This is a genomic window from Bifidobacterium callitrichidarum, from assembly GCF_003129905.1.
Taxonomy (GTDB): domain Bacteria; phylum Actinomycetota; class Actinomycetes; order Actinomycetales; family Bifidobacteriaceae; genus Bifidobacterium; species Bifidobacterium callitrichidarum.
In genome coordinates this window covers 1-14,181 of sequence record NZ_QFFM01000004.1, presented here as the reverse complement: position 1 = coordinate 14,181, position 14,181 = coordinate 1, and the positions used below count along the sequence as shown (strand labels likewise).

The window sequence follows — 14,181 nt, the reverse complement described above, 5'->3', positions numbered from 1 at the left end:
ACTATCCCAGCCGGTCGGGGAATGAGGGGGTTGCCGATTGCCCAGGTACGTCCCAAGTGGGATTGCCTCGCGTGACTGGCTGGGATAAACCTTCCGCTGATGGTGCGGGTTGTCGGTTCGATGATTGGGAATCCGATCCTGGATGCGTGGAACCATCCGAACGGCCCGCCTCGGATATTTCCTCGTTCTCTACTACAGCCGTCATGGAATCCCGGACGATTTGCATGACTTCGTTGAGGTCCTGGATGGTTCTGTTATAGACATCAAGATCCTGATGGTCGCGCATCATGAGTCGTGCATGGGTGATCTGCTCATTGAGTCGTGCGCGGGTGTTGTCGTCTCTGACCTTGTTCGCGGATTCTTTGTAGAACCTATCGGCGTCTTCAATGGTTTGGCTCAGTGCGTTCTGTGCGTTGTCGATCTGTTGTTGTTCCTGTGATGCCTTGACCGTGTCAACTGTGTCATGCAGGTTCCTGATCTGGGTTCTGAGCTGGTTATTCGCTCTCCCTATTTCTGCACGAGTGCGATCGAGACGGTCGGCCGTCAGACTCGGATTGCAATTTTCTGTTGAGATCGATGGTTGATATTGCATGATTTTGCCAAGCAGTTCCAAAGACTTGGGATCCCGCACGTCTTTATCCTGGAACTTCGCATATGGTTCCGCCTGTTTCAATGCCTTGTTCCATTCAATCCGCACTATGTCAGATTGCTTGATTGCGTGATTGCATGACGTGAGCGCCGCCTGATGGTCGTAGTTCTTCTTCGCCATGACAAGGCCTGCGGCTGATCCTGCTGCGATGACCAGAACGAGCATGATGCCGGCGATGTGGGTAAAAGGGATATGCCGATGGACGGCCACCTCATCCGTGCTGTCAGCCGATGAATCTTCTGCCAAGGACACATCATCCTTGGCATGTTCCCCTACCCCCATTGGTGTGTCTATCGTCGTTCCCTTCTGTTTGTCAAGCTTGGATACGGGAGTGCTGTTGTTCCGTGCATCGCGAGGCAGCTCATCATCGATGATGGGTGTGATGGGAAGCAGCCGGTGCTTGGGTTTTCCGTCTGTCAACGGTTCCGGTGGAGCCCCAGCGGTTTCAGGGTCTGCAATGGCATGCGCAGCCCACTGGTCGAGTTCCGGCCATGTACTGGGATGATTGCGGATTTGCATGAGGAGATCCCAGTTGGCGGAATCGCTCATAAGATCGGAAAGCTCGCAAGGGTCAAGCTTGGGATTGATGCGGCGCATGCTTCCTTCCTTCCCTCGGGATTAGTGGATGTAAGTGATGCTGGGATTGTTGGCCTGCTCCTTGGTAAGGGTCCTGAGCCATGCGTATGGAAGGCCGCCGCCGGATTCGCTGACGACGATGCTGCCGTCGTCCTTGATTTCCTCGACGATGGCGACGTGTCCGTAATCGGCGCTTGCGCCGAGATAGCCTTTGGCGAAGCTCGCCACGTCGCCGAGCTGTATGCCGCCGCCCGTCGGGTATCCGAATTTTCTGGCGCTTGACGCCCACATCCAGCCGTCGCCCATGTAACCGTCCACAGGTTTGCCGATCTGCAATCGGCGGGCGGCCGCCCACCATGTGCATTGGCCGGTTTCATAGGTGGTGATCTTGCCCACGGGCGTGCCGGTCGCCGCCACATCCACGTTCAGAGTGCCAGACTGCATGACCAACGGTGGCGTGAGCTTGCCGATGGTTCGTCCTGCCGTGGCCGAACAGCCGCCTCCCGCATCAATCGCCGGCTTCACGTTGTCGAGATACCGTTTGGTGATGTTGGGAATATCCGGGTACCTCATGAGGTTGCCTTCGCCCGCGTTATGGGCGATGACCAAAGCCGTCAGGTCGTCAAGCTCGGCGAACGGCATGCCCGGGTGCTTGGCCTTGAGTTGTTTGACGCCTTCCAAGCGGTTTTTCAGATACATGCCGCCGTAATGGGCGTGGACCATGGGCTCGGTGATGCCTTCAGGTGGTGTCTGGTCGGCGCCTTCGGGGTGCACGCCGCGCCATACGCTCCTGTTCATCTGCAGCAATCCCCAGGTTCCTCCGTTGCTGTCGTCGGCATATGCATCCGGTCGGAAACCGGATTCCTGCTTCATGATCGCCGCGATGAAATCCGCGCTCAATCCGCTCGATCGAGCCGCCTCGCTCACCCATGGTTTCGCCTCGTCCGGGACCTCGATCACACTGGCTTCACAACCGCCGTCATCTCCAACGGCAACGGTGGGGATGAACCACAACAGCAGACTGAAGACCATCAGCACCGCCACCGCGCCCAGCAGAAACGGGACACCGACCGCAGCTGATGCCGATGCTGCGATCCCGGCTTTCACCGCCGTTACGGCCCGAGAAACCGTCTGCGTGACTTGTCTCGCAATCTGCGTCGAGGCTCTGGCAGCGGATTTGGCCCCTTGGACGCCCGATCGTACGGTCTTGCCGGAGCGCCTCGCACGTCTGACACGAGCCGAAGCCGTTCTTCCTGCCGCGGCACGTGCCGTCGAACCTCTTGCCGCATGTCTTGTGCGAATAATACCGGTCACGCCGTCGCATATCCGGCTTACGGGGGCCATTGGTGATAATGGGTTGTCGTCCTCGCTGGTCTCCGTCTGTGTCGATTGCGATTCAAGCACGGATCGTGTCGCTTTCACACCACGGTTCAAAGCGCTGACGGTTGTTGTGCCGATCGGGTGCGATGCTTCGGATTCACTGTTCCTGATGATAGTTTGTGGCTGTTTTAGCCCGGCCAGCACGGGCCCATGGGAGAGTCCGCTGACATGACGGACTTTCAAGCCATGAATCGTGCCGTTCGGTCGAACGAGATTGCGTGTGGCGTGGAATGAGTCGGAGGTGACGGGTCTCATTCGGGTTTCCGATCCTCGAATTTCGTGGTATACAACCGATAAAGCAGACTATCGGCATCGATACGCCCATCGAATGGTATGAACGCAGTGCCGCTCTTAGCCATGCCCTGACCGGGCTGCACCCCGGTGAAGAACGCCCGCTGTTCATCGGACAGCTTCAGCAGCTCGCACAAGGCGTCGGCATCCGTGGCGGTCTGGTTCAGCAGCAACAGGAAGTCGCTGTTCGCGAGCATCAGACGCGCATCCTGGTTGGCCAGCAGCTCCTCGATGTTCTGCGTGATGCCGGTGGGGCACAAACCCCATTTACGGGCGCGCTTGTACAGGCGCAGGAAGTATTCGGCCGCATACCGGTTCGAGAACAGCAGATGGAACTCGTCCACCCACAGCCAGGTGCGCCGGCCGAGACGGCGATTCCTGACGACCCGGTTCCATATCTGATCCAGGACGACGAGCATACCGAATGTGCGCAACTCCGCTCCCAGACCGGAAACGTCATAGACCAGGAACCGGCTGGACGTATTCACATCAGTGGCATGGGCGAAGGCATTCAGACTGCCGGTCGCGTAAATCTCCAATGCTCGTGCCGCGTCACGGGCGTCCGGCTCGTTCAAAGCCATGAGACGGTCATGCAGGGTGGCGAGCGTGGGCATGCCCAGTTCCGGATGCTCCCGCACCTCGCGATACATGCCGATGACCGTACGGTCAATCAGACTGCGCTGCATGCGGTCGATGCCGTCCTGTCCGCCGATCAGCACGCCGAGCATGTTCAGCACGCTCGCACATTTCGACCGTATCGGATCACCCTCGGAATCATCCTCATACTCGATATCCAAAGCGTTGATATGCGCGCGCGACGATTCCCCGATCTCGACTCGCTCGCCGCCAAGACCGGTGCACAACGGCGTGAACTCACGTTCCGGGTCGATGACGATCAGATCATCGTCCGGACGGGTCAGATAGATCTGGGTGATCTCGTTCTTCGCCGCCTGGCTCTTGCCCGACCCGGTCGTACCCAGAACGAATCCGTTGCCGTTCATGCCTTTCGTACGGTCGATGACCACGGGATTGCCGGTGCGGGCGTTCGCCCCATGGAACACCCCGCCCGGCTCGAACAGCTCCTGCGACGTGAACGGCACCAGAATCGCCGCGCTCGACGTGGTCAGCGTGCGACGCATCGGCGGCAGGGGATTCCCCAACGGCAGTACGGCGTTCAGCCCCTCCACCTGCATGTAGGCCAAGGTCTCGGCCACACACGACTGCCCATCGATTGCGGCCGTCACGTCACGAACCGTCTGGTCCAGTTGCTCGCGACTGCCCGCCGACACGTCCACGATCATGAGGGAATCCACCAGACGGTCGCCGTTATGCTCCAGATCATCACGCAGCTCACCCGCCTGAGTCATGGATTCCTGAAGATCATGAGGCAGCATGTCCTCGGGCAGATGCTGTTTGCGGTTCTTGCGCCGCTCGTCGATGGCCTGCATATCCATTTCGGCGATCGTCCGGTTCACGAGCTTCAACCCCTCGGCCTTGCCCCGCGGGGACAGATGGATGCCGACCGTGATATCCGCCTTGATGTCCGTGATGGACGACACTAGTTGATCGCTCAGATAATCCGGGAAGTCACGCACCAACAGACACTGATGCCACACCTCCGCAGTGCCCGAGCTCAACCGGAGCCGACGGCGATCCGACACATCCACGGCGAACGGGGCCACATAATCCTTCGTGGACATGCCATGCGATTTCAGGAAGCCATCCTCGGTGAACGAGAACCGGACACCGTGCCGCAGCATCCCGTGCAATACCGCCAGACGCGACTGCCGGTTCAAGCGGACGCCGACGCAGCCGCCCACCGACCGCAGTTGCGCCGTGGCACGCAACGCGGCACGGTTCAGCAGCGTGACCGCCCGTTCCCCGTCCCGCTCACGCAACGTCAACGTCAGATACTTGTCCGTCACCGCGCCCTGCGAACGCCCGGCGAGACGCCGACGCACATTGCGGTTGAAGTCCCCGCGCAATCCATCCAACGCATCGCTCCGAAGCGACATGGCGATACTGCGCGTCACCTCCTCGGGATCCAGCATGCGCGTGGCGACCGTGATCTGGACTCCCATGTTCTCGCCGATCGAATTCAGGAAACGACCCCACCGGTCCACGACATCCAGCTGCTGATCCTGGGTCGCGACCTGATAATTGATGTCGCTGATCCGCAGCGACACGCTCCACCGGTCGCCGCCAAGGAACACGATGCCATTGGACAGCATCGAATCATAGCCAAGCAACTCCTTCGACGAACGAGGCATGCGACGATTCCCGGACCGCCTGTTCCCGACCTTTCCATGTCGCTTACCGTTGCCTTTGACCGCCTTGCTGCCACTGATGTCAGACATGACGACGTACCTGCCTTCCCCTGATTCGTCTACGGGCCTTCTCTTTCAACGACGGTTTGCCGGGAAACCTCGCGGGAACATAGGGTTCGAGCAGGTAGACCTTCGGACCGAAACGCTGGCGCAGCATGTATCCCAGATACCGTTCAGGCTTCAGCCCTTTCGGACGCCACCAACCCCACAGCGCGAACGGCAGGCAAACCGCAAACAGCAGATACGACCCCAGATCGGACAAGCCCAACGACCAGAACAACGCCGCCTCACCTCCGCCCAGGACGAGCATGCATGCGGCGGCCGCCAGTTGGCGCCAGCTCAGCCCCCACATCACCTTCGCCTCGACATTGGCGATCTCCTTATATACGCGCATCTGCAACATGAAAGAATCCTTTCCCTGATTGGCCCCGGTTGTGGTAGGCGGCTACTCGCCGCCGGCTATGGCCCGGCTGACACGCTGACTCACCGCGATCACGAAGAACAGCAGGATGCCCGCCATCATGAGATTGCCGAAGTTGCCCGTCACCCACGCCACCATGCCCTTGTCCGCGGAATCCGGGATCTTCACGGCATCGACCACGACCCGCTGATAGAACACCAGACAGATGAACACGCACACCGCATTCACCGACGTGCGCGCATACGACTTGAAGAAACCCACGCCGATCGGCTTGGTGTCCTCATGCACCAGAAACGCGAATGGCAACGACTGGAACGCCGTCAACGCATACAATTCGATGAACCGCACATACAGCACCACCGTGAACACCACCGACGCCAACTGGGACAACAGCCACGGGATCACCAGCAGAAAGAACAACGCCGCCTGCCCCATCACCCCGGCATCGCGAATCTGGTCACGCATCAGATCGCCCAGCTGACCGCCGTCGCCTGTCGCCTCATACGACATCTGAGAAGACACACCCTGCATGAGGAACTGCGTGACCTGATTAAACATCCGAATGAATAGACTGGCGTTCTGCACAGCGATGAACACCAACGCGATCTTGAACATGGTGCCGGCCACGATCTTCACACCCAGATCACGGTCCGACTCGATGCGCGTCGAGTTACGCGCCAGCTCCAACGTGAACATGACCGCAAGCACCGCCGATGTCAAAGGCTTGACCGCGGCTCCATGCACGTTCACCGCCAACTGGTAAAGAGCGGGATTCCACGTCTCCGGCGCCTGAGACAACAGCCCGGCCGTAATCGAACCGGCACCTCCGCCGCCGATCATGTTGAGCATGGCTACGATGAAGTCCTCCACGGCAGGCCCCGAATCAGCTCAGCCCAGCGCCACCGCGTTGAAAATCTGCGCGGCCGCGATGATCATGCCTCCACCCACGATCTGCCACAGTCCCGATTGCGTCTGCGGCCCGTTGTGATCCTTCAGACCGCCACCGAATGTGACGGCACCCCACACCAGCCACAGTCCGCCGCCGATAGTGGCGAACCTGACGAATAACTGAAGCACCTGATTCAACAAATCCACGACGGCCTCCTCTGATGACGATCAAGGAGCCCGACATGCAACGGTCTCCGTTGACACTCATCGTCAGGGAAAACCGGCAGGATAGCGGCGGACAGTTCCTGGGTAGGGGGCGATGCCGCTCGATGCATATATAAAAAGGTGGGTTTTAGAAGTACTTCTAAAACCCACCGTGTATTGAAACAATATTGCTGGTTGAACAGTTATATATTGCCATTGTTCTTAAACTTGTTTTGTCTAACCTTTTCCTTAATGAGAGATATCAGCTCACTCAGTAAAAGCAAAAGGGCGATTATGGACATAAGATAATTATCGTAGGTAATGAACAAGATGAAAAAGAATAGATCACAAACAATGTGTATATATTTCAGCATGCTGTTTTAATTCCAACAAGGCCCATATATGCCAGGAAACCATATTTGACCCATCCAACTACAGTACTTGCAGGAGGATATAAAGACAAAACAAAACTGGCTACACTGGCAATGCACTTGAGGCTAACCTCGTCGCCGGAAACCGCATTCACCTTAGCTAAATCTACTCTAGCAATAGGTGTTCCGCTGGTCATGTCAAAAACAGTAAAGACTGCGCCGCTCTGATCGGCATATTTGCATTTGCCTGCTTTGAGACCATACCAAGTCATGTGCATATTCTTACTGATGCACTGAGTCTGGATGTTAGCTGCGGCAAAGGTACTTTGATTTTCTCTAGAGTGAATTATGGTCATTCCATAATGCTCTAGAGGATCTGTGGCTTCTCCCTGCAATACTTCAGGTGCAACCTGAACGATTGCGTCGACGCTCGTCAAATCTGCCGCATATGCGGACCCCGACATTGAGACAACTGTGAATAGCGCGATTATGCTTGCCGCAACAGATGCCAGTCGTTTTAAAAACATATCCTTTTTCATGATCAATTCCTTCTCCTAATTATGTCTTTCATTGATGGAATGGAATATGAAGAATGAGGTAGCTCCTTCCTTCATTGATGCTTCTTTGCAAATAGGTTAGGTCAAATATAACCGTCCACTTGGGTATCTCGCGACCCCTGTTGACAAACTGTCATCTTTAGATGACAACAATCAATGGTTGCGAGGAGAAAACCGTGAGCCTCTGTTCGCTGAGTATTCAGACGTCCCTGTATGGCCGAAGAAAAGGCGATGGACACTTTGCGTATCCACCGCCTATGCATTGCCCCCCTGAGGGGTCACGGACAGTCTATCAGGTCGGGTCATTGCCTTGCTGCAAAGGTGCCGCCATCCTGCGGTTTCTGGGCTATGCTGTGTAGTAAAACCCTTTACTAAAGTTTGCGGGGAGGATGTCATGGCCACGCTCAAGGAAGTCGCGGAACGGGCCGGGGTGTCGCAGAGCACGGTGTCGCGCTTGCTGAACGACCCGTCGTTCTCCATCAAGGAGGAGACGCGTCGGCGTGTGCTGCGCGTGTGTGAGGAGATGGGATACCGCAATGTGTTCCGTCCCGCGATCGCAGTGTTGGATGCGCCTCCGTCCGGGGAGGAATTGCAGGACGCGTACTTCGCCGATCTGCGGAAGGTTCTTGCGGAGTGTGCGGAGTCGATGGAATTGGACCAGCCCACGTTCATCCGGTCCATACACGAGCTGACGGAACGCGCAGCGGAGTTCGATGGGTTCATCACCGTGGGCGCCACGGTGTTTCCCGAAACAGACCTGCGCGCCCTGCATGCGGCGCTCCCACATGGCGTGTGCATCGACACGAATCCGGCACCGCACCTGTTCGACTCCGTACGGCCCGATCTGTCGCAGACGATGCTGGATGCCTTGGACGCGATGATCGCGGCAGGCCGCAGACGCATCGCGTTTCTCGGTGGCGTGGGCAGCATCATGGGCACGCATGACTATCCCGAGGACATACGCGAACTGTCGTTCCGCCAGTGGGCTGCGCACTTGGGATTGGAAACGGACGGATTGGTGTATTCGTCCGGCACGTTCACCGTGGAGAACGGCTATCGTCTCGCGGAGCAACTGGTGGCCGATCATCGTGAGGCCGGCAGCATGCCCGATGGTCTGATCGTGGCCGCCGACGTGCTTGCGGTGGGGGCGTTGCAGGCGTTGAACGCACTGCGCGTGGCGGTTCCCGACGAGTTGGCCGTGGTGAGTGTGAACAACCAGTCAATCGCCCGGTACACGTCGCCGTCGCTGAGTTCGTATGCGATCGATCAAAGGGAGTTGGCCCGTATGGCGTTCTCCACCTTGATTGATGGGTTGAAGCATGAGCGGCGGGTGCGTCGTCACATCCTGCTGACGACCGAGCTGGTGCCGCGCGCAAGCTTCGTTCCTCAGGCGTAAGACGTCGTCTCGAAGACGGGCGGCACCGGCGTCGATTTTGCTGGAAGGAATTTAGAGCTGATATGTTTGAATGTTGCCAACAGCGTCACCCACTTTCTGCAAGATTTCAAACTTTAGGGCAGCAAGGTCGGAAACCGCCGCCCGTACCTCCCCGGCAAGCTGCGGGTAGGGGCTGTGCCACTCGTTCAGCGTCCGGGCTATCTGGTTTAAGTTGCCGCCGATCCTGCCGTATTCGGCGGTCAGCTTCCCAACAGCGGCAAGCAGCTCATCATTGACGGGAGAAACGGTTATGATGGGGCGTATGGCTGCCCCGGTTATGGCTTGCCGGATAAACTCGGCTTGGCTCATGTTGTAGGCAGAAAGCCTTTCTGCAAACTCGGCGTATTCTTCCTCGGTCATGCGTGTTTTGACTACCCGGCTGCGGTGCGGTGTGTTGTATCGTTTCATGGTCGACAGACCTCCTTTCTGTGTATGGTGTCCTCTCACTAATAGGAGAAAAACAGGGTGTGAAGCGGAACTGTTTTTGAAAAATCCGAAAAAACAAAAAAGCCGCCCATGCAGGCGGAAGGTTACAAACTTCGGGACACTTTGTCTCGAAGCCTTTATGCAAAGGCGTCTGGATCGTCGATGTCATCATAGTTGAGGATGTCCTCGTCCTCATCCGTGAGTGCATCGTCCGGCACAGTCACCTCATACATCGTACACGCCTCGTTCAGACCGGGCCGCCTGCGGCGGTTAATGAGCCTGTCGAGGTCAAAAGCGTTTTTCTGTTTATCGGCCTCCGCCGTATAGCGGTAGTTCGGATGCCGTTTCAGATCATACTTGGGAGAGAAGAATGGGGGCAGGCCCCGAAGTTGCAAAATACATTTGTCTCCCGGCATGGTTGCAAGTTCGGCTGGGGTCATTAGTTCCCGGCCCAGCCGCTGGGTGTTTTGACTATAGCTTTCCGACTGGCCACGGGAGCGGCTGTCGGTCTGCATACTGATTGTGGCTTTTCCCAGCCAGTTCTCAGATATTTCCTTGATGGTGCTGGCTTCGCGGCCACCGAGGAACACCACACTGTCCATGTTGCCGAGGATTATCTCAGCGTGTTTATCGTAAATGGCCTTGCACTGTGCCAACTGCTGATACAGCAGGCAAAGACTCACCTCGCGGGAGCGGATAACCGCGACCAGCTTTTCGAGCTGGGGCACCTGTCCCGTGTTGGCTGCCTCGTCCCACAGCACCCGTACATGGTGCGGCAGGCGGCCACCGTGAACATTGTCCGCCCGTTCACACAGGAGGTTGAACATCTGCGAAAATGCAAGCGCCACTAAAAAGTTGTAGGTCTGCGTGGTATCGGAAATGATGAAGAATACCGCTGTTTTCCGATCTCCGATGCGGTCAAGCTCCAATTCGTCATAGGCCATGACTTCACGAAGCTGCGGGATGTCAAAGGGAGCCAGCCGCGCACCGCAGGAAATTAAAATGCTTTTTGCCGTCTTGCCAGAGACGAAAAGTCAAGGACTTTTTCATCAAATTCACAAAGAAGTCACATTTTGCGGACTTCCTCACGGAGCAGACGCTTGATTTTGTCCTCCATTGTCTCTTTTGCGGTCTGGCTGAAATGCACACGGACGATATAGGTTGTCTTGCCAATCTGCTTTCTGACAGTAGGGCAAGTGGCGGTGTTGGTTGCGGTATTGTTCATTCAAAATCCTCCTGTAAATGAAAAATGCCCGGTGACTGTTCATCATCGGGCGGTGTCGGTATGAGGGAACAAGGCAAGGCGGCAACATTAAGGTATCTATAAAAACCTTGCCGTCTTTGCCACGCTTGCCGTGTTCCTGTTGTCAATCTCGGAGATAGCAGACCCATGCTGTGCCGTCTTTCTCGGTCACAAGTCTGTCCCCGATACGGCTCTTTGCCGTTCTCATGGTGCGTGAGGAAATCCCACGCTCATTGACTGCCTTTTCCAGCTCTGCGCTCGGCATACGCTTTCCATCTGCAAGCAGTTCCAGAATGAGCATTTGCGCCTGTGCGGTCTTGCTTTCGGTCTTGGCGGTGTCTGTCCCGGCAAGAAGCTCGTCAGCGGTAATGTCATAAGCTCCTATCCATTCAAAGCCTTTCTCGTCTCCCAGAGAAAAGGCAAGGGACTGTCCGGGCGGCGCAAGGGAGCTTTTCTCATGGATAAGCACCCTTGTTGTGGGACTGTCTTTCAGCTTGCCAATAAACAGCAGACTGCGGACTGCCGCCGTAATGTCGATAGACCCCAATCCCCGGTAGGTGCTTTGCGTTCCTGCGGCTTTGTTGAGGTGTCCAATCAGCACGATAGCGCACCCGGTAGCCTGTGCAATGTCTCCCAGACTGCGGAATATTGGGCGCACCTCGTTTGCCCGGTTCATGTCCACATCTGCGCCCAGAAACGCCTGTACCGGGTCAATGATAACCAGCCTTGCGTTGTTCTCACGGATTGCCCTTGCTATGCGCTCATCGGCAAGAGTCAGCGGCGTGTCTCTATCGTCAATGACAAGCACTCGTTCAAGGTCTGCGTCCGCTTCCATCAGCCGGGGCTTAACGGTATCGCCCAAACCGTCCTCTGCGGTCTGATAGATGATATTGAAAGGCTCAAGTTTCTCCATACCGGGTAAAGGCTTTCGGTTGGTGCAAGCCGCCGCAAGACGCATGGCAAAGTAGGTCTTGCCCTCACCGGGGTTGCCCTGTATGATCGTCAGCTTTCCAAAGGGGATATACGGAAACCATAGCCAATCCACGCTCGTCAGCTCCACATCTGCCATGCGGAGCATTGGGACAGGCTGGGCGGTGGGCAGCTCTCGCAGCGTGATTGTCTCGGCTATGAATTTGCGGCTGGGAATGTCCCCTTGCTGACGGAGAACATCGTTCCAGTCTTTCCTTGCCGGGACAAGGCGAATGACGGCGATCTCGCCGGGAATGGACTGTGCCAGTCGGGAGCAGGCTTCACTTCCTGCGGTGTCGCTGTCAAGGCAGAGGAATACTTTTCGGGTGTCCTTGCGTTCAGAAAGAAAACGGTCAAGGGCTTTGCCCGAAACGCCGCCCAGGGCAAGATAGCTCCTTGTCTGCCAGTCCTGCGGATAAAGGCAGATGAACGATAACAGGTCAATCGGCGCTTCAAAGACAAAGAGCTGGTTGCCGTTGCCCTCGTATCGGAACGGATAGGACTTGTCAGACCCGGCAATGTCCTGTCTGAATGGGTCTGCCGTTCCTCGCACATGGGCGTATCTCGGCGTACCACTTCGGTCTCTGCCAACAAACACAACATTTTGCCGCTTTGCGTCTTCGTAAATATCCCCGGAAAGAAGAAAAGCCTCAACAAGCATTTTGTTGAGACCTCGGCTTTCGCAAAGATATTGAATTGCTCTGTCGGCTGTTCTGTTGTGCAAGGGCAAGTGAAACGCTGTGGGCGGTGCTGTGCTGGCTTCGCTCTGTCCCTCGCCGCTTTCGCCGATCAGGAGCTGGACGGCTTCGGGAAAGGACTTTCCGTAAAACTCCATGACAAAATCAATGGGATAGCCGCCCTTACTCTGGCTGTGGCGAAACCATTTGTTTCCTCGGACGGTCAGACTGTCATGCTCTTTCCAGCGGTATTCCCGTCCGCTTTTGATAAGCGTTTCTCCCTGTGTGCGGAGAAAATCTTCCAGACTGACGGCGTTTGCCCGGTCAATCTGTGCTTGGGTGTACTGCATGAGCGTCCTCCTTACTTCTTGAAAACAGCGCATCGTCTGCAAACGCCATGCTCACGCTCGTCCAGCGTATAGGGGCAGTTTGCACATTCCTCACCGTACTGTCTTGTGGTAACGGGCAGATAGCCCAAATCCTGCAACATATCAATCTGACGGTCGGTGAGGGTGGCTTCAAAGGCAAGGCATTTCCGGGTGTGTTCGTCCAGCTCAATTAGATTGGAAAGCGGTCTGCCATCGGTCAAAGGCTCTCCGCTCAAAAAGCGTTTTGCCGTTCTGCGGATGGGGTTGTATTCGTTCTTCCAGTCGTATTTTTTCATCGGGATATATCCTCCTTTTTGTGTCGTGTTTGGGGTCGATTTTGGAGCTTTTGTTCCTCTGTACGCTCGTTAAATCGGGCGGCAGTATCTACGCATGACTTGACCTTCCAAAGGCGGTGTAAATCGTCTCTGACGGTCTTAAACTCGCCGTAGGTGGTTTCATGCGCCTGTTCCAGAGCGTCATACTCTGCGGACAGCTTTTTCATATCCACCTTACCGTCCGGGAACTCTCCGGTCAGCTTTCGTCTGGCGGCGTAGAACTGTTTCAGTTCCGCTTCATGCTCTGCCTTGTACTTGGCTCTGGGCTTCTCAAACTTGATTTTCTGCAAGCCGTCATAGATAGGCTTCAAGCTCTGGAAAGCAGCGGAGCTGTCATAGAGCTGCTTAATTGCTTTCATTCGGGCGGTCTGTTCGTCCAGCGTTTTCTTCAAGCTCTCTGTGGCAGCACTGTGTTCGCTGACACGGTGTTCCAAATCTTCAAGGGAGTAAATGTCGTTTGCCCGGAGATAATTGAAAGTCTCGTTCATCTCCTTTAGATTGCTGACCTTGCCTTTCTGCGAATACGCCCCGGCTCTGCGCTGGGTGTAATAGGCGTTCAGCAGAGAAACAAGGTCGGGTGCCTGCGGCTTGGCAAGCTCCGCTTTTGCTTCGGCAATCCAATCAAACAGGAGAGCGATTTTCTTCTTGATGTCCCGGATAACGGCGTTGGTGGCTCTGATCCAGCGGTTGAACTCGCCTTTCTCGGTGCGTATGCCTTTCTTCTCCATTGCCCGGACGGTTGCGCCATCATGGACGGTGGGAAGAAGCTCCACGCCCTGACGCTCATAGCTTCGGTGGTCGATACGAACGTCAAGCCCCTTTTCCGCAAACTTGGCGTTGCATAGCTCCGCCCATGTCTGCCGCCAGTATTCCAGCGTTTCGGGACTGCCCCAGTCGGTAGTGGGAACGGCGTTGAACACAAACTTTCCGTCTGCGTCCCGGATACGGTTGCCGTCCTCGTCCAGCTCGTACACCCGGCGTTGCTTTAGCCCCCATTTGCCGTTCTGCTCGATGGGGCGGATGGGGTGTATTGTCTCGGGGCATAATTGACAGGTGTCTTGGGG

At 56.3% G+C, this 14,181-nt stretch carries 13 protein-coding genes and 1 pseudogene; 1 reads left to right on the top strand and 13 read right to left on the bottom strand.

Annotation, left to right across the window (positions count from 1 at the left end; genetic code table 11):
* Window position 1 precedes the first annotated feature (1 nt).
* The 7 genes from DF196_RS02540 to DF196_RS02510 form a co-directional block, all read right to left on the bottom strand.
* Window positions 2–1,246, bottom strand: a complete 1,245-nt coding sequence (locus DF196_RS02540) for a hypothetical protein (protein ID WP_223847559.1) — start codon at window positions 1,244–1,246, stop codon at window positions 2–4.
* Window positions 1,247–1,267: 21 nt separating this feature from the next.
* The gene (locus DF196_RS02535) at window positions 1,268–2,332 is read right to left on the bottom strand and encodes a CHAP domain-containing protein (RefSeq protein ID WP_241519550.1); all 1,065 of its coding nucleotides are present in this window, start codon (window positions 2,330–2,332) and stop codon (window positions 1,268–1,270) included.
* Window positions 2,333–2,856: 524 nt separating this feature from the next.
* Window positions 2,857–5,166 (bottom strand): VirB4-like conjugal transfer ATPase, CD1110 family, encoded by a 2,310-nt coding sequence (locus DF196_RS02530; protein WP_241519549.1) that lies wholly within the window; start codon window positions 5,164–5,166, stop codon window positions 2,857–2,859.
* Between the two features lie 79 nt (window positions 5,167–5,245).
* A complete protein-coding gene (locus DF196_RS02525) occupies window positions 5,246–5,626 on the bottom strand; it encodes a PrgI family protein (protein WP_055427677.1) in 381 nt (126 codons plus the stop codon).
* A 42-nt stretch (window positions 5,627–5,668) separates the two neighbouring features.
* Window positions 5,669–6,514, bottom strand: coding sequence for a VirB6/TrbL-like conjugal transfer protein, CD1112 family (locus DF196_RS02520; RefSeq protein WP_109056367.1), 846 nt, complete (start codon window positions 6,512–6,514; stop codon window positions 5,669–5,671).
* An 18-nt stretch (window positions 6,515–6,532) separates the two neighbouring features.
* Window positions 6,533–6,739: a hypothetical protein gene (locus tag DF196_RS02515; RefSeq protein ID WP_025263185.1), complete on the bottom strand. Its 207-nt coding sequence runs from the start codon at window positions 6,737–6,739 to the stop codon at window positions 6,533–6,535.
* 364 nt (window positions 6,740–7,103) lie between these two features.
* Window positions 7,104–7,646, bottom strand: a complete 543-nt coding sequence (locus DF196_RS02510; RefSeq protein ID WP_109056366.1) for a hypothetical protein — start codon at window positions 7,644–7,646, stop codon at window positions 7,104–7,106.
* Between the two features lie 412 nt (window positions 7,647–8,058).
* On the opposite strand from DF196_RS02510, the gene DF196_RS02505 reads away from it, so the two are divergent.
* Window positions 8,059–9,060, top strand: coding sequence for a LacI family DNA-binding transcriptional regulator (locus DF196_RS02505; protein WP_109056365.1), 1,002 nt, complete (start codon window positions 8,059–8,061; stop codon window positions 9,058–9,060).
* A gap of 51 nt (window positions 9,061–9,111) precedes the next feature.
* On the opposite strand, the gene DF196_RS02495 is transcribed toward DF196_RS02505, so the two are convergent.
* The 6 genes and pseudogenes from DF196_RS02495 to DF196_RS02470 form a co-directional block, all read right to left on the bottom strand.
* On the bottom strand, window positions 9,112–9,507 hold the full coding sequence (locus DF196_RS02495) for a plasmid mobilization protein (RefSeq protein ID WP_109056364.1): 396 nt from the start codon (window positions 9,505–9,507) through the stop codon (window positions 9,112–9,114).
* 155 nt (window positions 9,508–9,662) lie between these two features.
* Window positions 9,663–10,541: pseudogene (locus tag DF196_RS02490) on the bottom strand (VirD4-like conjugal transfer protein, CD1115 family); the annotation flags it as partial.
* A gap of 50 nt (window positions 10,542–10,591) precedes the next feature.
* Window positions 10,592–10,750 carry a transposon-encoded TnpW family protein gene (locus DF196_RS02485; RefSeq protein ID WP_006428300.1) on the bottom strand — a complete coding sequence of 53 codons (159 nt, stop codon included), beginning with the start codon at window positions 10,748–10,750 and terminating at the stop codon, window positions 10,592–10,594.
* Window positions 10,751–10,892: 142 nt separating this feature from the next.
* Window positions 10,893–12,764 (bottom strand): AAA family ATPase, encoded by a 1,872-nt coding sequence (locus DF196_RS02480; protein WP_109056363.1) that lies wholly within the window; start codon window positions 12,762–12,764, stop codon window positions 10,893–10,895.
* An 11-nt stretch (window positions 12,765–12,775) separates the two neighbouring features.
* Window positions 12,776–13,078: a hypothetical protein gene (locus DF196_RS02475; protein ID WP_109056362.1), complete on the bottom strand. Its 303-nt coding sequence runs from the start codon at window positions 13,076–13,078 to the stop codon at window positions 12,776–12,778.
* On the bottom strand, window positions 13,075–14,181 hold a 1,107-nt coding region (locus DF196_RS02470), incomplete at its 5' end, for a MobA/MobL family protein (protein WP_109056361.1). The genes DF196_RS02475 and DF196_RS02470, both read right to left, overlap by 4 nt.